This window comes from Ruegeria sp. CH10 (assembly GCF_056537125.1).
This window is the reverse complement of sequence record NZ_JBQFQY010000009.1, coordinates 134,584-151,916: the sequence shown is the minus strand read 5'-3', so window position 1 is coordinate 151,916 and position 17,333 is coordinate 134,584. Positions and strand designations below refer to the sequence as shown.

Genomic DNA, 17,333 nt, shown 5'->3' with positions numbered 1-17,333 from the left:
TCCGACCGTCTCTCCGATCCGTCAGCACCGCCTCAGCAGCGCCGGTGAAGGGGGTTCTAAGGTTTACCCCCAAAAGCCGCAAGCAGAAAATTCGAGAAACTTACAAAAAACCGCAAAAATTCATTTTTTAAATTAAAAACAAATACTTAATTAAGCTTCTGTGATCCCTAAAAGGCCCTGAACCAGCAAGGCCAAGCCGAATCCCACCTTTTGCACAGGGTTACCCACAGACTCGCCTACGGGTCAGGCGGAATCGGCCTGACGAAACCGAGTCAGCACCGCGGGGACCGGAATACGGAGCAGCAGAAGCCCGATGATGAGGGCCAGATACACCAGCGGTTCAATCTGAAATCCCTTGGCCAGCATGACATAGTGCAAACCACCCAGAATCGCGGCGGGAAAGACAAGCCGCTGCAGGCTGCGCCAACGCGGGCCCATCTTCCGGACGGACAGATTGTTTGAGGTGATTACCAAAGGCAGCATCAGGATAAATGCGCCCATGCCCACAGTTATATAGGGGCGCTTTACGATATCGGCCCAGATCTGGCTGGGGATCTGAACGTCCAGCACCAGCCAGACCAGAAGATGCAGGCTGACATAGGCAAAGGTCAGAACACCAAGCGCGCGGCGAAACTTGAGCAGGTTCAGACCAAAAAACCGTCTGAGAGGTGAAATCGCAAGCACCGCAATCAAGAGCTGCAGCGCCAGCTCTCCGTAGCGATGTTCAAGCGCCTCGATCGGGTCCACGCCCAATCCACCCGTCAGCCCCTGATAGAACAGCCAGGGGGCGGGAAGCGCCCCCAACAGATAGACCGCCCAGACAGGTATACGGCGTATTATCTGATTCACTTGCTGCATCGTTTAATAATACTGAGTCAGGTCCATACCTTCATACAGGCTTGCGACCTCACTCTCATAGCCATTGAACATCTGCGTGGGGATGCGTTTGGCAAACAGCCCACCACCGATGGTCCGCTCGGACGCCTGCGACCAGCGCGGGTGATCCACATTCGGATTCACGTTACTATAGAAACCATATTCACGCGGGTTGGCCATGTTCCAGCTGGTGGGTGGCTCAACATCGGTCAGGGTAATCCGCACAATCGACTTGATCGACTTGAAGCCATATTTCCAAGGCACAACCAAACGGAGCGGCGCGCCGTTCTGGTTCGGGATCGGGCGATCATAGATACCCGTCGCCATGATGGTCAGCGGGTGCATCGCCTCGTCCAGACGCAGCCCTTCACGATAGGGCCATTCGAGCACTGGAAACTGCACGCCCGGCATCTCATCCGGGATCAGGGCGGTTTCAAAGGCCACGTATTTCGCGCCCTCTTGCACACCGGCCATGTTCAGCAGATCGGCCAGCTCGAACCCGTTCCATGGAATCACCATCGACCAGGCTTCGACACAGCGGAACCGATAGATGCGCTCTTCAACCGTCATCTCGGACATGATGTCCTTGAAGTCATACTCACCCGGATTGTCGACCATCCCATCGATCTTGATGCTCCAGGGTTCAGTCGTCAGCGCGCCTGCATATTTCGCAGGGTCATCCTTGCGGGTCCCAAATTCGTAGAAGTTGTTGTACGAGGTGATCTCTTCCCACGTGTTGGGCTCCAACACCTCTTCAGCTTGTGCGCCCTGCGCCATCCCCGCCAGCCCGACACCTGCCAGCCCGGCCATAACCTGCCGTCTGTTCAAAAACGCCGCCCGTGGGGTGACGTCGGCATGTGTCAGTGTATTGGTCCAGCGATGCGCCATGTAGGTCTCCGTAATGCTTACCCTCTGAACTGAGGTAGTCCGCTCTTAGCACAGGACCAAGGCAACATGCGTCACGATTGGGAGAAGTGGTTGTAACGTATTCCACAGCCCCGGCGCTGCCCCCTGGCACGCGGATGCGCGGGGCAACTCGGTCGAAAATGGAAAAAGTGCATAGAAAATGCATAAATTGCCTGAGTTTCCGCCACTTTTCCCGGTATAACCTCGCGTCATTTCTACCATTCAAACTGGCCAACACCCCACCGGCAGGCGTAGACTTTGGCAGGCGCACAGGGACAGAGCCCAGATAGATTCAGGCTGATCATGCACACAGCGCCACCATTCCAACCAATCCATGATCAAAGAGGAACAGATATGAAAACGAAACTGGTTTCAGGCCTTGCACTGGTGCTTTTCATTGCAGCATGCAGTGAAAAAGACACGTACCCCATTTCAGGCTGCGACTCGAATGAGACATTCCCGGTCACCTGCGAAGAGATCGGTGAAGACGAGACCGGGCTGAACAACAGCAAGGCGCAGGACCTGAACGCGCTGCCGACCGGGACCTGAGCCCGTCAAACAGACCGGCATCCGACGTCGTTCACGCATGAGCCCGCCCGCAAGGCGGGCTCTTCGTTTTTTGGCAGCAGGCGTCTGCAGGACGCCCCTAAAGTCATCGACGCGATTCCAAAATGACACATCGCGACATGGCGTTTTCCGGAAAGACGCAAAACAACTGGTGCCAGTCATAGGGCTTGAGTAACCGGACTATTAAACGTGTTTTAGTCCGAGATTGCACCCGTGCTGTTTGTCCAAGCCTTTCCACTGTCCCTGTCCATCACCTGGCGGCTGGCCGTCGTCTTGCCGGTCATGTTCCTTGTGCTGACGCTGTATTCCATTTTCGGGACCCTGATCGGCTTTTTGCTCGGGCTGATCTTTCCCCCTTTTGCGTTCATCATCACCTTTTTGATGATGGCGGCCTCCAGTGTTGTGCCGACCCTGATCGGGACACGGATGGGGCTGCAGGTCAAAGGCCTCCAACCCAGCATGAAGATATGGAGCCTGTTCGCCCCGGCAGTGATCTATGGCGCCGTTGAGGGGGTAAGCATCACGCTGATCCTGGGTCTGGTCATCGTGCTGTCGCTGGTCGTGATTTCGCCTGACATCCTGCAGCGCAGTCAGATCGCCGATCTGGCGCTTCAATATGCGGATACGCCCCTGCTCATCCCGGGGTTGATCTGTGGGTTTGCCGTGTTTCTGTCCATCTGCTCGATCCGGGCCAGTCTGCTTGTGCCCATCGCCTCGGCAGCGATCGGACGGGACCCGGATGGGCTGCACTATACGCCGTTCCGGCATTTTCGCGCCTCGTTCGTGCCTTTGTTTTCGCTGACCATCTTCAGCTATGTGGGCATGATCGCGCTACATGCGCTGTTGATCACCGTCATGATCTTTATGGATTTCATCCCAACGCTGCAGGCCGACCTGCAGGAAGTCGATAACATGGTGAATGGCTTTGCTCGGGTCCGTCCGATCTGGTCGCTGATCGGCCTGTTCGTGGTCTATATGCTAATCGGTACATGGGCTTTCGGTCTGCAATGTGCCGGTGGCGCGCTGGCCTATTTGCGACTGCGCGAAAACACCCCTTCGCTGCCGGAAATGATCGAAGCCAACCAAAGACCCATAGAAGAACCCGAAGAGGACGCGTCCCCAAGGATGAGCGCCGAAGACCTGCGCGCCCTGCGCAAGAGCCGTCAATCAGGCAACCGCTAGGCACGGGCGCAGTCACTTTCTTCACACCGCTCGCTCTGCGCGTTCCGTTTTTTGAACGATCTGAATCCTTTTGCGGACGCTGCGGACTGTGCGCCAATCGCAGGTGCTGAATACTGAACTTCCCGAGATGACCTCCAAGGAGTATGAAGATGTTCAGACTTGCCTCCGCAGTTGCTTTTGCCCTCAGCCTGATTGGCGCACAGGCTTCGGCCCAGGAAATCGCTGATATGAGTGACCTGGAATTTGCCCATATTGCCTATACGGCTGACAATATCGACATTCGATACGCCCATCTGGCATTGGCGCTGTCGGAAAACCCCGACATTCATGAATTTGCACGCACCATGATCCGCGACCACACGGCGGTGAACGAAGCCGCGCTGGGCTTGTTGGACAAGCTGGGCGCCAAGGCACAGGATAACGCGTTCAGCCAGACCCTGAACGCCAATGCCGAAGAGATCATCAACACCTTGTCCCAGCTGCGCGGGGCCGAGTTTGATTCCGCCTATGCCGCCAACGAACTGGCCTATCATCAGGCGGTGAACGATTTGGTGGAAACCACGATGATCCCCAATATCGACAATGCCGAGGTCAAAGCCCTGTTCGAACAGGGGCTGGAGATCTTCAAGGCGCATGAAACCCATGCCGAAGTGATGGTCGAGTCGCTGAACTGATGGCGCGCAGCCTGTCACGGCGACGGGTTCTTGCCGGGGCGGCAGCCGCCGCTCTGGCCGGGCGCAGCACGGCGCAGGTCGCGCCCACAACCCATGAGATCGTGATCAAACGCTTTTCCTATGACCCTGCAATGATCCGGGTTCGGGTCGGTGATGTGATCCGCTGGACCAACAAGGACATCGCGCCCCACACGGCCTCGGCCGATGACCTGAGCTGGGATACAGGGGAGTTACAGCGAAACGACAGCGCCGAGATCACCGTGACCGGAACGATGGGGTCGACCTATTTCTGCGTCTTTCATCCGCACATGAAGGGCGCAATTGAGATACTTTGATCCGTCAAACGTAAAAAGACCCGCCGAAAGGGCGGGTCTTTCAGGTCTTTTGGCTTAGTGCACGACCGCATCATCCGGGCGGGGCCGGTCTGACGTGCCCAGCCGGTCCCCGATGATCAGCCCATCGGACCCGGCGGTCACGGGAACGGTCTCACCATCCTTGATCTCACCGGCCAGCAACGCCTCGGCCAGCGGGTTCTGCAAGGCGCGCTGGATCACACGTTTCAGCGGGCGCGCGCCAAAGACCGGATCATAGCCTTCATCGGCCAGCCATTCTTTAGCTCCCTCATCCAGCGACAGCTCGATCTTGCGGGCGGCCAGACGTTTTTGCAGACGCGCCATCTGGATATCGACGATGCCATCCATATCCGCCCGTTTGAGGCGGTCAAAGATGATCGTCTCGTCCAGACGGTTGAGGAATTCGGGCCGGAAATGCGCCCGAACCGCATCCATCACATCGCGCCGCGCCTGCGCGCTGTCGGCCCCTTCGGGCAGTTGGCTCAGCGCCTGAGACCCAAGGTTCGACGTGAGGATAATCAGCGTCTGCTTGAAGTCCACGGTTCGACCCTGACCATCGGTCAGCACGCCATCGTCCAGAACCTGCAACAGCACGTTGAACACATCTGGGTGCGCTTTTTCGACCTCATCAAACAGAACAACCTGATAGGGTCTGCGCCGCACGGCCTCAGTGAGCACACCGCCTTCGTCATAGCCGACATAGCCCGGAGGGGCACCGATCAGACGGGCAACCGCGTGTTTCTCCATGAACTCGGACATATCGATGCGCACCATCGCGTTGTCGTCATCGAACAGGAAGTTCGCCACGGCCTTGGTTAGTTCGGTCTTACCCACGCCGGTGGGCCCGAGGAACAGGAACGAGCCCAGCGGACGGTTCTCATCATTCAGGCCCGCACGCGCACGACGTACGGCGTTGGCAACGGCCGTCACTGCAGCATCCTGACCGATGACCCGCGAATGCAGCTCATCTTCCATCCGCAACAGCTTCTCGCGCTCACCTTCCAGCATTTTCGAGGTCGGGATACCGGTCCAGCGTTCGACAACGCTGGCGATCTGTTCCGGGCGCACCGTTTCCTCGGCCATCATGGCGTTGCTTTCGGCGTTTTCGGCCTCAGTCAGCTTTTTCTCAAGCTCGGGGATGACGCCATAGGACAGCTCACCGGCCTTGGCCAGATTGCCCTCGCGCTTGGCGATTTCCAGATCAGCACGCGCTTTGTCGAGCTGTTCTTTCAGATCACGCGCGCCTGCGAGTTTATCGCGCTCGGCCTGCCATTGGGCGGTCATCTCGGCAGATTGCTCTTGCAGATCGGCCAGATCCTTTTGCAAGGTTTCCAGACGGTCCTTCGAGGCCGCATCGTCCTCAAGCTTCAGCGCCTCTTCCTCGATCTGCATCTGCAGGATCTGACGGTCGAGTTGGTCCAATTCTTCTGGCTTGGAATCGACCTCCATCCGCAGACGTGACGCCGCCTCATCGACAAGGTCGATGGCTTTGTCGGGCAGGAAGCGGTCCGTGATATAGCGATGCGAGAGCGTCGCCGCCGAAACCAGCGCCGAGTCGGAAATCCGCACGCCGTGGTGCAGCTCGTACTTCTCTTTGATGCCGCGCAGAATGCTGATCGTGTCCTCAACGGTCGGCTCAGCCACAACAACGGGCTGGAACCGGCGCGCAAGGGCCGCGTCTTTTTCGACATATTTGCGATACTCATCCAACGTGGTCGCGCCGATACAATGCAGCTCACCCCGCGCCAAAGCAGGCTTGATCAGATTGGCCGCATCCATCGCGCCGTCGGACTTCCCGGCACCGACCAGCGTGTGCATCTCATCGATGAACAGGATGATTTCACCGGCCGCCTCAGTTACCTCGGTCAGAACGGCCTTGAGGCGTTCTTCGAATTCACCACGGTATTTCGCGCCAGCGATCAGCGCGCCCATGTCGAGCGCAAGCAGTTTCTTGTCCTTCAGCGATTCCGGCACGTCACCGTTGACGATGCGCAGGGCCATACCCTCGGCAATCGCGGTTTTACCAACGCCGGGCTCCCCGATCAGAACCGGGTTGTTCTTGGTGCGGCGCGACAGAACCTGCATCGAGCGGCGGATTTCCTCGTCCCGCCCGATGATCGGATCGATCTTGCCCTCAGCCGCAGCCTCGGTCAGATCGCGCGCGTATTTCTTGAGGGCGTCATAGCCCTCTTCCGCCGACGCGCTGTCAGCGGTACGACCCTTGCGGATGTCGTTGATCGCCTCATTCAGTTTCTGGGCAGAGACGGCGCCGGCCTCCAAGGCGTCCTTGGCCTTGGACTTCACCATGCACAGCGCCATCAGCACACGTTCGACCGGGACAAAGCTGTCACCCGCCTTGGTGGCAATCTTTGCAGCCTCGTCCAGAACCTTGGCGGTCTGGCCGTCCATGTAAATCTGGCTGTTATCGCCGCTGACCTTGGGGATTTTCCCCATCGCGGCGTCCAACGCCTCAACCACGCGGTTCGGCGCGCCGCCCGCGCGGGTGATCAGGTTGCTGGCCAGCCCCTGATCGTCATCCATCAATGCCTTGAGTATATGTGTGGGCTCCAGGCGCTGGTGCCCTTCGCGCAGTGCAATGGTCTGCGCCGCCTGCACGAAACCCCGTGCCCGCTCGGTGAACTTGTTCAAGTCCATGCTATTCTCCTTTTCCAAGCGCCCTGAATGTGATGCGCCCGCCTGGCGGCACGCATCGGTCTGGGCCTCACATTCAATCTGGGAAATATCTCTGCCCGTTCAAGGGGCTGAGACGCAGAATCCGGCCCTATCTGCGCGGCACAGTATAGACAGTGTACCCACCGGTTTCGGCAACCACGCGCGCGCTATACATATCGACCAGAGATTGCGCGGCATCGCTGCCCGTCGGGCAGGAAACAAGGTCGGCGGCATCGTCCAGAAATTCGATGGTAAAGGCGGTTTCTCCGGTCAGTTGGCAATCGTCATCCGTGGACCGATAGCCGCCCACAAACCTCAGGTCGTCATTTGGCGCGGCAGCAGGCGGCACTGGCGTCTCTGACGGCGTTTCCTGACAGGCAGCCAAGGCGAAGCAGCACAATAATATCTTTCTCATCACAGTCCCTTTCAAAGAATGCCGCAATAGTAACACAGGAATCGCGCCCCGCATGGACAGACGCGCCACAACCCGCTAGGACGCAGACGTTTGCCAAACAGGAGCGCCCAAATGTCCGATGACCGCCTGATCGTTGCCCTTGATGTCCCCAACGCTCTGCAAGGACTGGCCATGGCCGAGCGTCTGGGCGATGCCGTGTCCTTTTACAAGATCGGGCTGGGCATGCTGACCGGCGGCGGGCTGGCGCTGGCCAATGAGCTGAAACAGGATCATGGCAAGCGCATCTTTCTGGACATGAAACTGTTCGACATCGGTAACACGGTGGAAAACGCTGTGCGCGGGCTGGCGCAGTTCGATCTGGACTTTCTGACCGTCCATGGTGACCCCCACGTGGTGCGCGCCGCGAAAGAAGGGGCCTCGGGGAAAGACCTGAAAATCCTCGCTGTGACGATCCTGACCTCGCTGAACCGCGACGATCTGGATGCCAGCCTGCTGAAGCAGGGCGACGTGCAGGATCTGGTGGTCGAACGCGCGGCAAAGGCGTTGGAGGCCGGGGCGGATGGTGTCATTGCCAGCCCGCAAGAAGCCGCCCTGATCCGCGCCCTGCCCCAGGCCGAAGGCCGCCTGATCGTCACCCCCGGCGTGCGTCCGGCGGGTGCCGCATTGGGTGATCAGAAACGCGTGGCCACCCCGGCCAGCGCCATCGGTGACGGCGCGGACCACATCGTTGTTGGCCGTCCGATCTATCAGGCGGACGACCCAAAAGCGGCCGCGCAAGCGGTTCTTGCTGAGTTAAACTCCTTGACAAGCCACTAAGCGGCCCCTCGAAACCGGGGTGTTTTTGCACCCCAAACTTCACCAAGTGATTGACCCGGCGTCACTTTCCTGCCGGACCGCGCCAAATCGCCCCTGTGCCCCAAAACACACATGAAAAACACCAGTTTTGCATGTGTGATCTAGGTCCTATCGAAAACGAGGATTTTAGGCGATTCTAGGGATGTGATACTCCCCGCGGACCGTTTCTTCCTGAGGTCCGTCACCTCCCCCCGCCACATGCGGGGGGTCTTCTTTCAAAACTGATGACCGTGGCGGCTGACCCTTTTCCGGGGCATCATGGCTGCTATAAACCTGTCTCTGACTGGATTCTAAGGATAACGGAACAACGGAATGCCCGGTCTTTGCCGAGACTGCCTGACCACATTGACCGACGAACGGCGCTGTCCATCCTGCGGCAGCCCGCGGATCAAGACGCATCCCGAACTGTTCGATCTGTCCATCGCGCATATGGATTGCGACGCTTTTTACGCCTCGGTCGAAAAACGCGACAATCCCGACCTGGCCGACAAGCCGGTGATCATCGGCGGCGGTAAGCGCGGTGTGGTCTCGACCGCCTGCTATGTGGCCCGCATTCGGGGGGTGCGGTCTGCAATGCCGATGTTCAAGGCATTGCAACTCTGCCCCGATGCAGTGGTGATCAAACCGCGCATGTCTGTCTATGCCGAGGTGTCGCGCGAGATTCGCAAGATGATGAATGAACTGACCCCGGTGGTAGAGCCGCTGTCGCTGGACGAGGCCTTTATGGACTTGTCCGGGACTGAACGCCTGCACGGCGCACCCCCTGCGGTGATGCTGGCGCGACTGGTGAAACGCATGAAGGCTGAATTGGGCGTGACCGGCTCAATCGGGCTGTCCCACAACAAGTTTCTGGCCAAGGTCGCGTCAGACCTCGACAAACCACGCGGGTTTTCGGTGATCGGGCAGGCCGAGACGGCCGCGTTTCTGCACGACAAGCCTGTGCGTTTGATCTGGGGCATCGGCCCCGCCGCGCAGGAATCGCTGGATCGTGCCGGTATCCGCACCTTTTCGGACCTGTTGCGCTGGGACCAAGAGGCGCTGACGGCCCGGTTCGGATCGATGGGCTATCGTCTGTGGCATCTGGCGCGCGGGCAGGACAAGCGGCGCGTGTCGGCCCATGAGCCGATGAAATCCATCAGCAATGAAACAACCTTTTTCGAAGACACCGCCAGCCTGGACATTCTGGACGGCCACCTGTGGCGCATGTCCGAAAAAGTGGCAGACCGTGCCAAAGCCAAAGCGCTGGCAGGGCGGGTGGTGACGCTGAAGCTCAAACGCGCCAATCACAAGATCATCACCCGCCGCGTGTCACTGCGGGACGCAACGCAGATCGCCGATCGCATCTATCGCACGGCCCGGGGGTTGTTCGATCAAGTCGGAGATCAGGGCCCCTATCGCCTGCTGGGTGTCGGCCTGTCCGATCTGTGCCCCGAGACGCAGGCGGATATCTCCGGCGACTTGTTAGACCCGGGTGCCACCCAAAGATCACAAGCCGAACGCGCCACCGATGAAATCAGGCAGCGTTTCGGCACCGATGCGATTGTAAAGGGCCGTGCTTTGCGCTGACCTCACTCGGCTGCGAGCCGCAAAGGTCCATCGCAGATGCGGGTGATCTCGTGGATAATGTCGCGCAGAACCGATTGGAACGCGGCGAAATTCCCGTTCGGCTCGATTCTGTCTTCGTCCATATACAGCGCCCGGTCGATTTCAATCTGAACCGCATGCTGGTCGCGCGCCGGGCGGCCATAGGTCTGGGTCACGTAGGCCCCGGCAAAGGGCGTATTACGCGCGACGTTCAGACCCGCAGCAGCAAAGGCCGCCTCGATCTGGTCCACGATATCGATCGAGGCCGACGCCCCGAACCGATCCCCCAACACCACATCGGGGCGCTTGGACTGGGTATTGCTGACCATCGCAACCGCCTCATGCGGCATAGAGTGGCAATCGATCAAAATCGCCTGCCCGAACACCTCATGCGACTCGGCCAGCAACGACTTGATGCGCGCATGGTAGGGCCGCCAGCAGGTATCGATGCGCAGGCGGGCCTCATCCATCGTAAGCTTGCCACGATAAATCGCGCGGCCATTCGCCACCACGCGGGGAATCACTCCCAGCCCCGAGGCCACGCGCGGGTTATGTCCGTGGCGGCGCGCGCCTTGAATCAGCGCCGGGTCCAGTTCCTCGGCACTGCGGTTGAGATCCAGATAGGCCCGCGGCATCACCGCCGATATCATCGGTGCCCCATAATCCGGCGCCGCCGCAAACAGCTGGTCGACAAACGCGTCCTCCGAGGACCGAATCGTGTTCTCGCTCAGAATCGTGCGGCTGAGCATCGTTTCGGGATAGTTCCGTCCACTATGAGGCGAGGAAAACACCACGCAGGACGTGCGGTCGGCGGGCATATCCAGTACATAGGGGGCGTTGTTCATGGCGACTCCTTGTTCGGTTTCAACATAGACCGGAAAATAGTTCTGCCAAACCCCTTGAACCCCTGTGCGACTCCTTTTATAGACCCCGCTACCGGCGCGGGGATCCGCGCCCCATTTCGTTATGGGGCAGGGCAACGCAAAGGTTACGTGGGCGGTTAGCTCAGCGGTAGAGCACTTCGTTGACATCGAAGGGGTCACAAGTTCGATCCTTGTACCGCCCACCATGATTTCACTGTTCCGGTTTTCCGGGACACCCGAGTAACCCAGGCGCTGGCCACGTCTTTGATGAAGGCGCCGCAGATTGGAGACAGACCCATGAAGGTCAAGAACTCGCTCCGCTCGCTCAAGAACCGGCACCGCGACTGCCGGATTGTGCGTCGCAAAGGCCGCGTCTACGTGATCAACAAGACGCAGCGCAAGTTCAAAGCTCGCCAGGGCTAAGAACTACGCAAATAGTTTAAAGAAACCGCGCCTTCGGGTGCGGTTTTTTTATTGATGATTTCCGTTCCGCGCGCGTTCGACCACCTTGCTGAGAACCTGCTTCAGAACCCAAACGACGACGCAGACAATCCCCGCATAGGGAAGGGTCAGGAACAGAGAAAACCCTGCCTTTATCGGCCAACCAACACCCAGCCTTTCCGGTGCAAACACCCGCGCTTCGGCATAATCCCAAAGTTCAGGATCAACATTGCGCATCCTGTCTTCGGTTGTGAGCCCCTGCAGGTCGACCCCCAAAGCGATCAACTCAAGATCAAACGATACATCCCGCCACCATGCGTAAAAGACGGTTATCACAGCGGCGAACAAGATGCTGAACGTGAAGCTCTTATAGAAACTGACAAATCGAACTGAGAAGAAGAACGGCATCACCAAAGTCACCACCGTCAGCAGGATCGTAAACGCCTCGATCAAAAACCAGATAACATCTGACACAGCTGAGCTCCGACCTCACGCCCTTCGCAATAGAGACCGACAATCAATGAAAGTGAGTTAAAGAACCATTAAGCACCAAAACAACGCTTCACATCGGAAGGGCCGGTTGCCTCACGCACCAGCACCGCGTATTTGGGTGCCGTTTCCTAGATTGCGCCTTAGAACGTAAAGCCTGCGTGTATCAGGATACCCAACACCATCAAAAGGTTCAGGATCAATGAAAGCCCGTTGCCCACATAGATGGGAAGCTTTCCAACAATCAAACCATAGATGAACCAAAGCATCGACAAGGCCGCATACAAAGACCATGACAGCAAGGACTGGCCGGACGCATGTTGGGAATGGGTGAAATAAAGCTTCACAAGCTGCGGCAGGGTGGCAAACGGACCGACCACGCCCACGATCACCATGAAGCTCTCGAACTTGGCCATCCAATGTCCAAAGTTTGATTTTTCAAGTTTTTCGGCAAACGTCTCGGGCATTGGTTTCCTCGTTCAGGCCGCAATAGTCTTGTCGTCTCTGTTGCCGCAGAGCTGTTTTTTAAGGTTATGCCTTTCTGCAGCGGCAACCAAGGTTTTCGGGACAATACGCTAAACTGATAAAGGGTTGAGCGACAATTTGGCCAACTAAATCACTCGGATTTCCTTGCATCCCCCGGCGAATCCCTTAATTGACAATATCAGTCGGGTTTACACCCATCACCACTTTCAAAGTTGGGAGATACGATGCTGAAATCCTCTACCTGCGTTGCCGCCGCGCTGACGGCCCTGATCGCAACCTCTGCCGCCGCCGAGGGAGAGCTGAACCTCTATTCCTCGCGCCATTATGATACCGACGAAAACCTCTATAGCGATTTCGAAGAGGCCACCGGCATCACCATCAACCGCATCGAGGGCAAAGCCGATGAGCTGATCGCGCGGATGGAGGCCGAGGGCGCGAACTCTCCGGCGGATATCCTGCTGACAGTCGACACCTCGCGTCTGGCCCGCGCGAAGAACGCCGGTATCCTTCAGCCGGTGGAAAGCGCAATTCTGGAAGAGCGTATCCCCGCCAACCTGCAGGACGCCGACAATGAATGGTTCGGCTTTTCCCAGCGTGGCCGCATCATCTTTTACGACAAGGAAAACCTGGCCAACCCGCCGGCCACCTATGCCGATCTGGCCAAACCGGAATACAAGGGGCTGATCTGTATCCGGTCTTCGAGCAACACCTATAACCAGACCTTGCTGGCGTCGATCGTCACCCATGACGGGTCCGAGGCCGCCAAAACCTGGGCCGAAGGCATCGTTGCCAACATGGCGCGCGAACCGCAGGGCGGTGACACGGACCAGCTGCGCGGCCTCGTGTCGGGCGAATGCGATATCGCGGTGTCGAACACCTATTACTTTGCCCGCGCCATCCGCAAAGATGTCAAAGGCGTGTCGGATCATCTTGAGTCGATCGGCTGGGTCTTTCCCAATCAGGACAGCACGGGCGCACATATGAACCTGTCGGGCGCAGGTGTTGCCGCAAACGCCCCGAACAAGGAAAACGCGATCCTGTTCCTTGAGTATCTGGCAAGCGAGTCAGCGCAAGAGTATTTCTCGGCGGGTAATGACGAATTCCCGGCTGTCGAAGGCGTGGCACTGGTCGACTCGGTCAAATCACTGGGCGAGTTCAAGGCAGATGAGGTGAACCTGTCCAAGGTCGCCAAGAACCTGCCCGAGGCGCAGAAAATCTTTAACGAGGTCGGCTGGAAGTAATCCAGGTTAAAACTCGAGCAGTTGAAGGGGCGCAGAGGTTTCTGCGTCCCTTTTTTGTTGAAATACTATTTCTTTATGCCAATACTCCCATATATGCTCTTTCTTCTCATATTTGGACGATGCCCGATACTCTCACAAACCGCCTTGCCACCCGCCTGACTGAACTGCGCCGCGCGCGCAGGTGGTCTTTGGACCAGCTGGCCGAACAGAGCGGCATTAGCCGCGCCACCCTGTCGCGCATGGAGAAAGGTGACGTCAGTCCGACCGCTGACTCTCTGGGCCGACTCTGTGCAGCCTACGGCCTGCCGATGTCGCGCCTTTTGATGATGATCGAAGACAGTTTCGACCCCCGTGTGCCGTTTGAACGTCAACCTGAATGGCGTGACCCCGAGACCGGATTTACCCGCAGGTCTGTGTCTCCGCCTGCGGCCGACCTGAGTGCCGAAGTGCTTGAGGGGCATCTGCCCCCCGATACAGTCATCAGCTACGACTCACCCCCCAAACCCGGCCAAGAGCATCATCTGATCATGCTGGATGGTGCGCTGACGCTGACGGTCGACGGGGTTGCACATGACCTGAATGGCGGGGATTGCCTGCGCTACCATTTGTCCGGTCCGACACGATTTGAAACCGCGCCCGCACGCGGCGCACGGTATCTGCTGGTGCTGATATGATCCTACGTCTGAATGCGAATGGCTTTGATGATGCGCTGGCTGATCTGACAGACATCCTGCATGCTTGCGTACAGGATGGGGCAAGCATCGGGTTCATCCTGCCCTTTTCTCAAGATCAGGCCTGTGCTTATTGGCAAGACCGTGTGCGTCCCGATCTGGAGCAGTTGGACCTTTTCGTCGCGAAGGATCAGGGCCGCATTCTGGGCACGGTACAATTGATCCCGGCCAACATGCCCAATCAACCGCATCGCGCAGATGTGGCCAAGCTGCTGGTTCATCCAAAAGCACGGCGCAAGGGATTGGGACGCGCTTTGATGGCGGCGCTTGAACAGCGTGCAGCGCAGTTGGGACGAAGTGTGCTGGTACTGGATACGCGCAGTTCGGACCCATCGCGCATCCTGTATCAAAGCCTTGGCTTTCAGATTGCCGGAGATATCCCGAACTATTGCCGCAACCCATTTGAAGATCGTCTGGAACCGACAACCATAATGTACAAACAACTCAGCTAGGCTGAGCTTTTGCGCACATTGGCGGCAAAGCAATATCCGATACCATGTACGGTTTTGATAAAGACCGGAGCAGCGGGGTCAGGCTCGATCTTCTTCCTGAGACGGGCCACATGCACGTCTATGGTGCGATCGCCCACGATGGTTTCCCGCCCGCGCGCCTGATCCAGCAACTGATCGCGGGAAAACACCATATGAGGGTTGGTAACAAAGGCCAGCAGCACGTCGAATTCGGTTGTTGTCAACGGCGTGGGTTCAGCGGCCCCTGTGGCGGTCAGGCTACGCTCATTCACGTTCAGAACCCAATCGCCAAACGAGATTGAGGGCGCAGCTCCGTTCGCGGTCTTTTCCTCGGGGCGGACCCGTCGCAGAACCGTGCGGATGCGGGCCAGAACCTCGCGGGCCTCAAAGGGTTTGGTGATGTAGTCATCGGCCCCAAACTCCAACCCAACAACCCGGTCAAAGATTTCATCCCGACCCGACAGGACAATTATGGGAATGTCAGACTGCGTCCGCAGCTCACGCGTGATGTCAAAACCGTTGCGGCCGGGCAGGCCAATATCCAGCAAGATCAGATCGATCTGTGCCGTTTGCAGAACCGCGTCCATTGCGTCCCCATCCGCAGCGCAGGTGACCTGGCACCCCTGCTTTTCAAGGTAGCGCTGCAAAAACGACGTAATCTGTGGGTCGTCATCGACGACAAGGATATGTTCTTTAGACATTTTTGGGTCCGCGCGGGCATGTTGGGCTGGCTCGGGACAGTTGTAGCCGCTGCCGTGCGGCCCTTGCAAGAACACGGGTTGTACTGACATCAGAACCGCAGGAACGGCAGCGGATGATCTTTTGGCAGTGTTTCGGTGTCGGCTGAGATAACTGCCAGACCATCGGCCTGAGCAAGCAAAGCAACCTTACCGCTATAAGACGAGTCCATTAGGTGTAGACGCGGGGTGCCGTTGGGCGTCACGCCTTCGATCACAACGGGACGGTATTCCTGACGACCAGCGCGACGGGCCAGAGGTTCGGCCAGCACCGCCTGTTCCGTTCTGGATGGCTCTTGATGCAACCCGGCACGGCGCGCCATCATCTGCGATCCGATGATCTGCCACGTGACATAGGCCGAAACCGGATTCCCTGGCAGCCCAACGTAAAGCGCATTGCCCCGGCGACCGAACATAATCGGTTTGCCCGGCTTCATCGCCACTTTCATGACATCGGTCTGCCCGCCGATTTCGGCAAAAAGGCGTGGCATGTGATCTTCGTCTCCCACCGAGACACCACCAGTGGTGATGATCAGGTCTGAGCTGTCACAGGCATCACGCAGCACCTGTTCCAACAGCGCGGGGTCGTCCTGAACCGGGCCACGGTCGGTCAACTCGATCCATGGCTTGTCCAGCAGCGCCAGCAGCATATAGCGGTTGGAGTTGTAGATCTGACCGGGGCCAAGATCTTCGCCGGGCTGGCGCAATTCACTGCCTGTCGAGAAAATCGTAACCTGCAGCTTGCGATAGACAGTGACCTCTCCAAACCCCGAAGAGGCCAGCGCCGCCGCTTCGCGCGCGGTGATCTCGCACCCCCGGCGCAGGATGGGGGCTCCGGCCTTCAGATCCTCGCCCGCGCGGCGGATGTGCTGGCCGGGTTTGGGTCGGCGGCTGAACCGGATCGAGTCGATCAGCGCATCGCAGTCTTCCTGCATCAGAACCGCGTCGAATTCAGGCGGCACAGGCGCGCCGGTAAAGATGCGCAGCGCGCTGCCTTGCGGGGCATCATGCGCGCCGCTGTCGCCTGCGGCCACACGACCTGCGACGGGGAGCTCGAACACAGGCCCCTCGCCCAGATCACAGGTACGGATCGCATAGCCATCCATGGCCGAGTTATCAAAGGCGGGCATATCGACCTTGCTGGTGCAATCCTGCGCCAGAACCCGGCCGATTGCCTGTGCCAGCGGCAGCGTTTCGGTATCCTTCAACGGATCCGCCACGGACAATCCCCTCCGCAGCGCATCGTCAACGGTCAGGTACATATGAGCGTGGCGGTCGCAGGCGCATCCATCAGCCATTTTGTGCCTCCATATATGCAAAAAGCTCTTTGAAACCGGCCCGCTCGGCCTCACCGAGTTTCGGTAAATAGGCTTTGGCCTCTTCCAGATTTGAACTGGGATCACCCACCACCAGCAGCATGACCATCCCGTGGCGGCCATGCACGCGGCAGCGGATGCCATAGACGCCTTCTGTGTCAAAGGTCAGGTCCAGCTCGGGCTTGCCGCGAATCTCAAACGCGCGCGCGCCAACCGGAATCATGCGGAGGATCGACGTCACCGTATGCCGGCCGGTCGATCCCTTGAACCGGACCGTGGCCCCGGCGGGAACCTGCAGGAACTTAGGCTCGAACCGAAAGGCGTGGGCCGGGATGTCCGCGTTCAGGTCGATGATCTGATGCACTACCGCTATCTCGGGGATGTCCTCGGCCTGTGCGGCGGGGCCAAAGATCATGGCCGCCGCCAATATCGCTTCGCTCAGTTTCAGCGAAATGCTCATCCGTCCCTCCGGGT

At 58.5% G+C, this 17,333-nt stretch carries 20 protein-coding genes and 1 tRNA gene; 11 read left to right on the top strand and 10 right to left on the bottom strand.

What is annotated here, in order from left to right:
• Window positions 1-243: 243 nt before the first annotated feature.
• Both msrQ and msrP read right to left on the bottom strand, forming a co-directional pair.
• Window positions 244-858, bottom strand: a complete 615-nt coding sequence (msrQ, locus tag ACRZ94_RS20350; protein WP_480656400.1) for a protein-methionine-sulfoxide reductase heme-binding subunit MsrQ — start codon at window positions 856-858, stop codon at window positions 244-246.
• Between the two features lie 3 nt (window positions 859-861).
• Entirely contained in the window at window positions 862-1,764 is a 903-nt protein-coding gene (gene msrP / locus ACRZ94_RS20345; protein WP_480656401.1) for a protein-methionine-sulfoxide reductase catalytic subunit MsrP, read from the bottom strand.
• Window positions 1,765-2,136: 372 nt separating this feature from the next.
• Here msrP and ACRZ94_RS20340 point away from each other — a divergent pair, with 372 nt between their 5' ends.
• From ACRZ94_RS20340 to ACRZ94_RS20325, 4 genes are all read left to right on the top strand, one after another.
• Window positions 2,137-2,331: a hypothetical protein gene (locus ACRZ94_RS20340; RefSeq protein ID WP_480656403.1), complete on the top strand. Its 195-nt coding sequence runs from the start codon at window positions 2,137-2,139 to the stop codon at window positions 2,329-2,331.
• A 231-nt stretch (window positions 2,332-2,562) separates the two neighbouring features.
• Window positions 2,563-3,531 (top strand): hypothetical protein, encoded by a 969-nt coding sequence (locus tag ACRZ94_RS20335; RefSeq protein WP_480656405.1) that lies wholly within the window; start codon window positions 2,563-2,565, stop codon window positions 3,529-3,531.
• Between the two features lie 149 nt (window positions 3,532-3,680).
• Window positions 3,681-4,205, top strand: a complete 525-nt coding sequence (locus tag ACRZ94_RS20330; protein WP_480798184.1) for a DUF4142 domain-containing protein — start codon at window positions 3,681-3,683, stop codon at window positions 4,203-4,205.
• Window positions 4,205-4,540, top strand: coding sequence for a cupredoxin domain-containing protein (locus ACRZ94_RS20325; protein ID WP_480656408.1), 336 nt, complete (start codon window positions 4,205-4,207; stop codon window positions 4,538-4,540). Before ACRZ94_RS20330 ends, ACRZ94_RS20325 begins: the two co-directional genes overlap by 1 nt.
• A 54-nt stretch (window positions 4,541-4,594) precedes the next feature.
• On the opposite strand, the gene clpB is transcribed toward ACRZ94_RS20325, so the two are convergent.
• Together clpB and ACRZ94_RS20315 are read right to left on the bottom strand one after the other, a co-directional pair.
• A complete protein-coding gene (clpB, locus tag ACRZ94_RS20320; protein ID WP_480656410.1) occupies window positions 4,595-7,213 on the bottom strand; it encodes an ATP-dependent chaperone ClpB in 2,619 nt (872 codons plus the stop codon).
• Window positions 7,214-7,340: 127 nt separating this feature from the next.
• A complete protein-coding gene (locus ACRZ94_RS20315) occupies window positions 7,341-7,646 on the bottom strand; it encodes a hypothetical protein (RefSeq protein WP_480656412.1) in 306 nt (101 codons plus the stop codon).
• A gap of 111 nt (window positions 7,647-7,757) precedes the next feature.
• On the opposite strand from ACRZ94_RS20315, the gene pyrF reads away from it, so the two are divergent.
• Window positions 7,758-8,462, top strand: a complete 705-nt coding sequence (gene pyrF / locus ACRZ94_RS20310) for an orotidine-5'-phosphate decarboxylase (protein ID WP_480798183.1) — start codon at window positions 7,758-7,760, stop codon at window positions 8,460-8,462.
• A gap of 351 nt (window positions 8,463-8,813) precedes the next feature.
• Window positions 8,814-10,067: a DNA polymerase IV gene (locus ACRZ94_RS20305; protein WP_480656415.1), complete on the top strand. Its 1,254-nt coding sequence runs from the start codon at window positions 8,814-8,816 to the stop codon at window positions 10,065-10,067.
• A gap of 2 nt (window positions 10,068-10,069) precedes the next feature.
• On the opposite strand, the gene ACRZ94_RS20300 is transcribed toward ACRZ94_RS20305, so the two are convergent.
• The gene (locus ACRZ94_RS20300) at window positions 10,070-10,930 is read right to left on the bottom strand and encodes an N-formylglutamate amidohydrolase (protein WP_480656417.1); all 861 of its coding nucleotides are present in this window, start codon (window positions 10,928-10,930) and stop codon (window positions 10,070-10,072) included.
• A 149-nt stretch (window positions 10,931-11,079) separates the two neighbouring features.
• Here ACRZ94_RS20300 and ACRZ94_RS20295 point away from each other — a divergent pair.
• Together ACRZ94_RS20295 and ykgO are read left to right on the top strand one after the other, a co-directional pair.
• Window positions 11,080-11,154 (top strand) — tRNA-Val (locus tag ACRZ94_RS20295).
• 91 nt (window positions 11,155-11,245) lie between these two features.
• Window positions 11,246-11,371, top strand: a complete 126-nt coding sequence (ykgO, locus tag ACRZ94_RS20290) for a type B 50S ribosomal protein L36 (protein WP_008755722.1) — start codon at window positions 11,246-11,248, stop codon at window positions 11,369-11,371.
• 48 nt (window positions 11,372-11,419) lie between these two features.
• On the opposite strand, the gene ACRZ94_RS20285 is transcribed toward ykgO, so the two are convergent.
• Both ACRZ94_RS20285 and ACRZ94_RS20280 read right to left on the bottom strand, forming a co-directional pair.
• The gene (locus tag ACRZ94_RS20285; protein ID WP_480656419.1) at window positions 11,420-11,863 is read right to left on the bottom strand and encodes a hypothetical protein; all 444 of its coding nucleotides are present in this window, start codon (window positions 11,861-11,863) and stop codon (window positions 11,420-11,422) included.
• 158 nt (window positions 11,864-12,021) lie between these two features.
• The gene (locus ACRZ94_RS20280; protein WP_480656421.1) at window positions 12,022-12,345 is read right to left on the bottom strand and encodes a SemiSWEET transporter; all 324 of its coding nucleotides are present in this window, start codon (window positions 12,343-12,345) and stop codon (window positions 12,022-12,024) included.
• A gap of 243 nt (window positions 12,346-12,588) precedes the next feature.
• Between ACRZ94_RS20280 and ACRZ94_RS20275 the strand changes: the two genes are divergently transcribed.
• The 3 genes from ACRZ94_RS20275 to ACRZ94_RS20265 all read left to right on the top strand — a co-directional run bounded on the left by ACRZ94_RS20275 (window position 12,589) and on the right by ACRZ94_RS20265 (window position 14,788).
• Window positions 12,589-13,605 (top strand): Fe(3+) ABC transporter substrate-binding protein, encoded by a 1,017-nt coding sequence (locus ACRZ94_RS20275; protein ID WP_480656423.1) that lies wholly within the window; start codon window positions 12,589-12,591, stop codon window positions 13,603-13,605.
• A 119-nt stretch (window positions 13,606-13,724) separates the two neighbouring features.
• Window positions 13,725-14,279, top strand: coding sequence for a helix-turn-helix domain-containing protein (locus tag ACRZ94_RS20270; protein ID WP_480656425.1), 555 nt, complete (start codon window positions 13,725-13,727; stop codon window positions 14,277-14,279).
• Window positions 14,276-14,788 carry an N-acetyltransferase family protein gene (locus ACRZ94_RS20265; RefSeq protein WP_480656427.1) on the top strand — a complete coding sequence of 171 codons (513 nt, stop codon included), beginning with the start codon at window positions 14,276-14,278 and terminating at the stop codon, window positions 14,786-14,788. The genes ACRZ94_RS20270 and ACRZ94_RS20265 overlap by 4 nt, the downstream gene beginning before the upstream one ends.
• Here the strand turns inward: ACRZ94_RS20265 and ACRZ94_RS20260 are convergent.
• From ACRZ94_RS20260 to ACRZ94_RS20250, 3 genes are all read right to left on the bottom strand, one after another.
• On the bottom strand, window positions 14,785-15,507 hold the full coding sequence (locus tag ACRZ94_RS20260) for a response regulator (RefSeq protein ID WP_480656429.1): 723 nt from the start codon (window positions 15,505-15,507) through the stop codon (window positions 14,785-14,787). The genes ACRZ94_RS20265 and ACRZ94_RS20260 overlap by 4 nt on opposite strands.
• Before the next feature lie 89 nt (window positions 15,508-15,596).
• Window positions 15,597-16,841, bottom strand: coding sequence for a molybdopterin molybdotransferase MoeA (locus tag ACRZ94_RS20255; protein ID WP_480656431.1), 1,245 nt, complete (start codon window positions 16,839-16,841; stop codon window positions 15,597-15,599).
• Window positions 16,834-17,319 carry a plastocyanin/azurin family copper-binding protein gene (locus ACRZ94_RS20250; protein WP_480656433.1) on the bottom strand — a complete coding sequence of 162 codons (486 nt, stop codon included), beginning with the start codon at window positions 17,317-17,319 and terminating at the stop codon, window positions 16,834-16,836. The genes ACRZ94_RS20255 and ACRZ94_RS20250 overlap by 8 nt, the downstream gene beginning before the upstream one ends.
• Window positions 17,320-17,333 lie beyond the last annotated feature (14 nt).

Coding starts and splice junctions, on each gene's coding strand:
- msrQ (WP_480656400.1), bottom strand. CDS start 858: ATGCAGCAAGTGAATCAGATAATACGCCGTATACCTGTCTGGGCGGTC.
- msrP (WP_480656401.1), bottom strand. CDS start 1,764: ATGGCGCATCGCTGGACCAATACACTGACACATGCCGACGTCACCCCA.
- ACRZ94_RS20340 (WP_480656403.1), top strand. CDS start 2,137: ATGAAAACGAAACTGGTTTCAGGCCTTGCACTGGTGCTTTTCATTGCA.
- ACRZ94_RS20330 (WP_480798184.1), top strand. CDS start 3,681: ATGTTCAGACTTGCCTCCGCAGTTGCTTTTGCCCTCAGCCTGATTGGC.
- ACRZ94_RS20325 (WP_480656408.1), top strand. CDS start 4,205: ATGGCGCGCAGCCTGTCACGGCGACGGGTTCTTGCCGGGGCGGCAGCC.
- clpB (WP_480656410.1), bottom strand. CDS start 7,213: ATGGACTTGAACAAGTTCACCGAGCGGGCACGGGGTTTCGTGCAGGCG.
- ACRZ94_RS20315 (WP_480656412.1), bottom strand. CDS start 7,646: ATGAGAAAGATATTATTGTGCTGCTTCGCCTTGGCTGCCTGTCAGGAA.
- pyrF (WP_480798183.1), top strand. CDS start 7,758: ATGTCCGATGACCGCCTGATCGTTGCCCTTGATGTCCCCAACGCTCTG.
- ACRZ94_RS20305 (WP_480656415.1), top strand. CDS start 8,814: ATGCCCGGTCTTTGCCGAGACTGCCTGACCACATTGACCGACGAACGG.
- ACRZ94_RS20300 (WP_480656417.1), bottom strand. CDS start 10,930: ATGAACAACGCCCCCTATGTACTGGATATGCCCGCCGACCGCACGTCC.
- ykgO (WP_008755722.1), top strand. CDS start 11,246: ATGAAGGTCAAGAACTCGCTCCGCTCGCTCAAGAACCGGCACCGCGAC.
- ACRZ94_RS20280 (WP_480656421.1), bottom strand. CDS start 12,345: ATGCCCGAGACGTTTGCCGAAAAACTTGAAAAATCAAACTTTGGACAT.
- ACRZ94_RS20275 (WP_480656423.1), top strand. CDS start 12,589: ATGCTGAAATCCTCTACCTGCGTTGCCGCCGCGCTGACGGCCCTGATC.
- ACRZ94_RS20270 (WP_480656425.1), top strand. CDS start 13,725: ATGCCCGATACTCTCACAAACCGCCTTGCCACCCGCCTGACTGAACTG.
- ACRZ94_RS20265 (WP_480656427.1), top strand. CDS start 14,276: ATGATCCTACGTCTGAATGCGAATGGCTTTGATGATGCGCTGGCTGAT.
- ACRZ94_RS20260 (WP_480656429.1), bottom strand. CDS start 15,507: ATGTCTAAAGAACATATCCTTGTCGTCGATGACGACCCACAGATTACG.
- ACRZ94_RS20255 (WP_480656431.1), bottom strand. CDS start 16,841: ATGGCTGATGGATGCGCCTGCGACCGCCACGCTCATATGTACCTGACC.
- ACRZ94_RS20250 (WP_480656433.1), bottom strand. CDS start 17,319: ATGAGCATTTCGCTGAAACTGAGCGAAGCGATATTGGCGGCGGCCATG.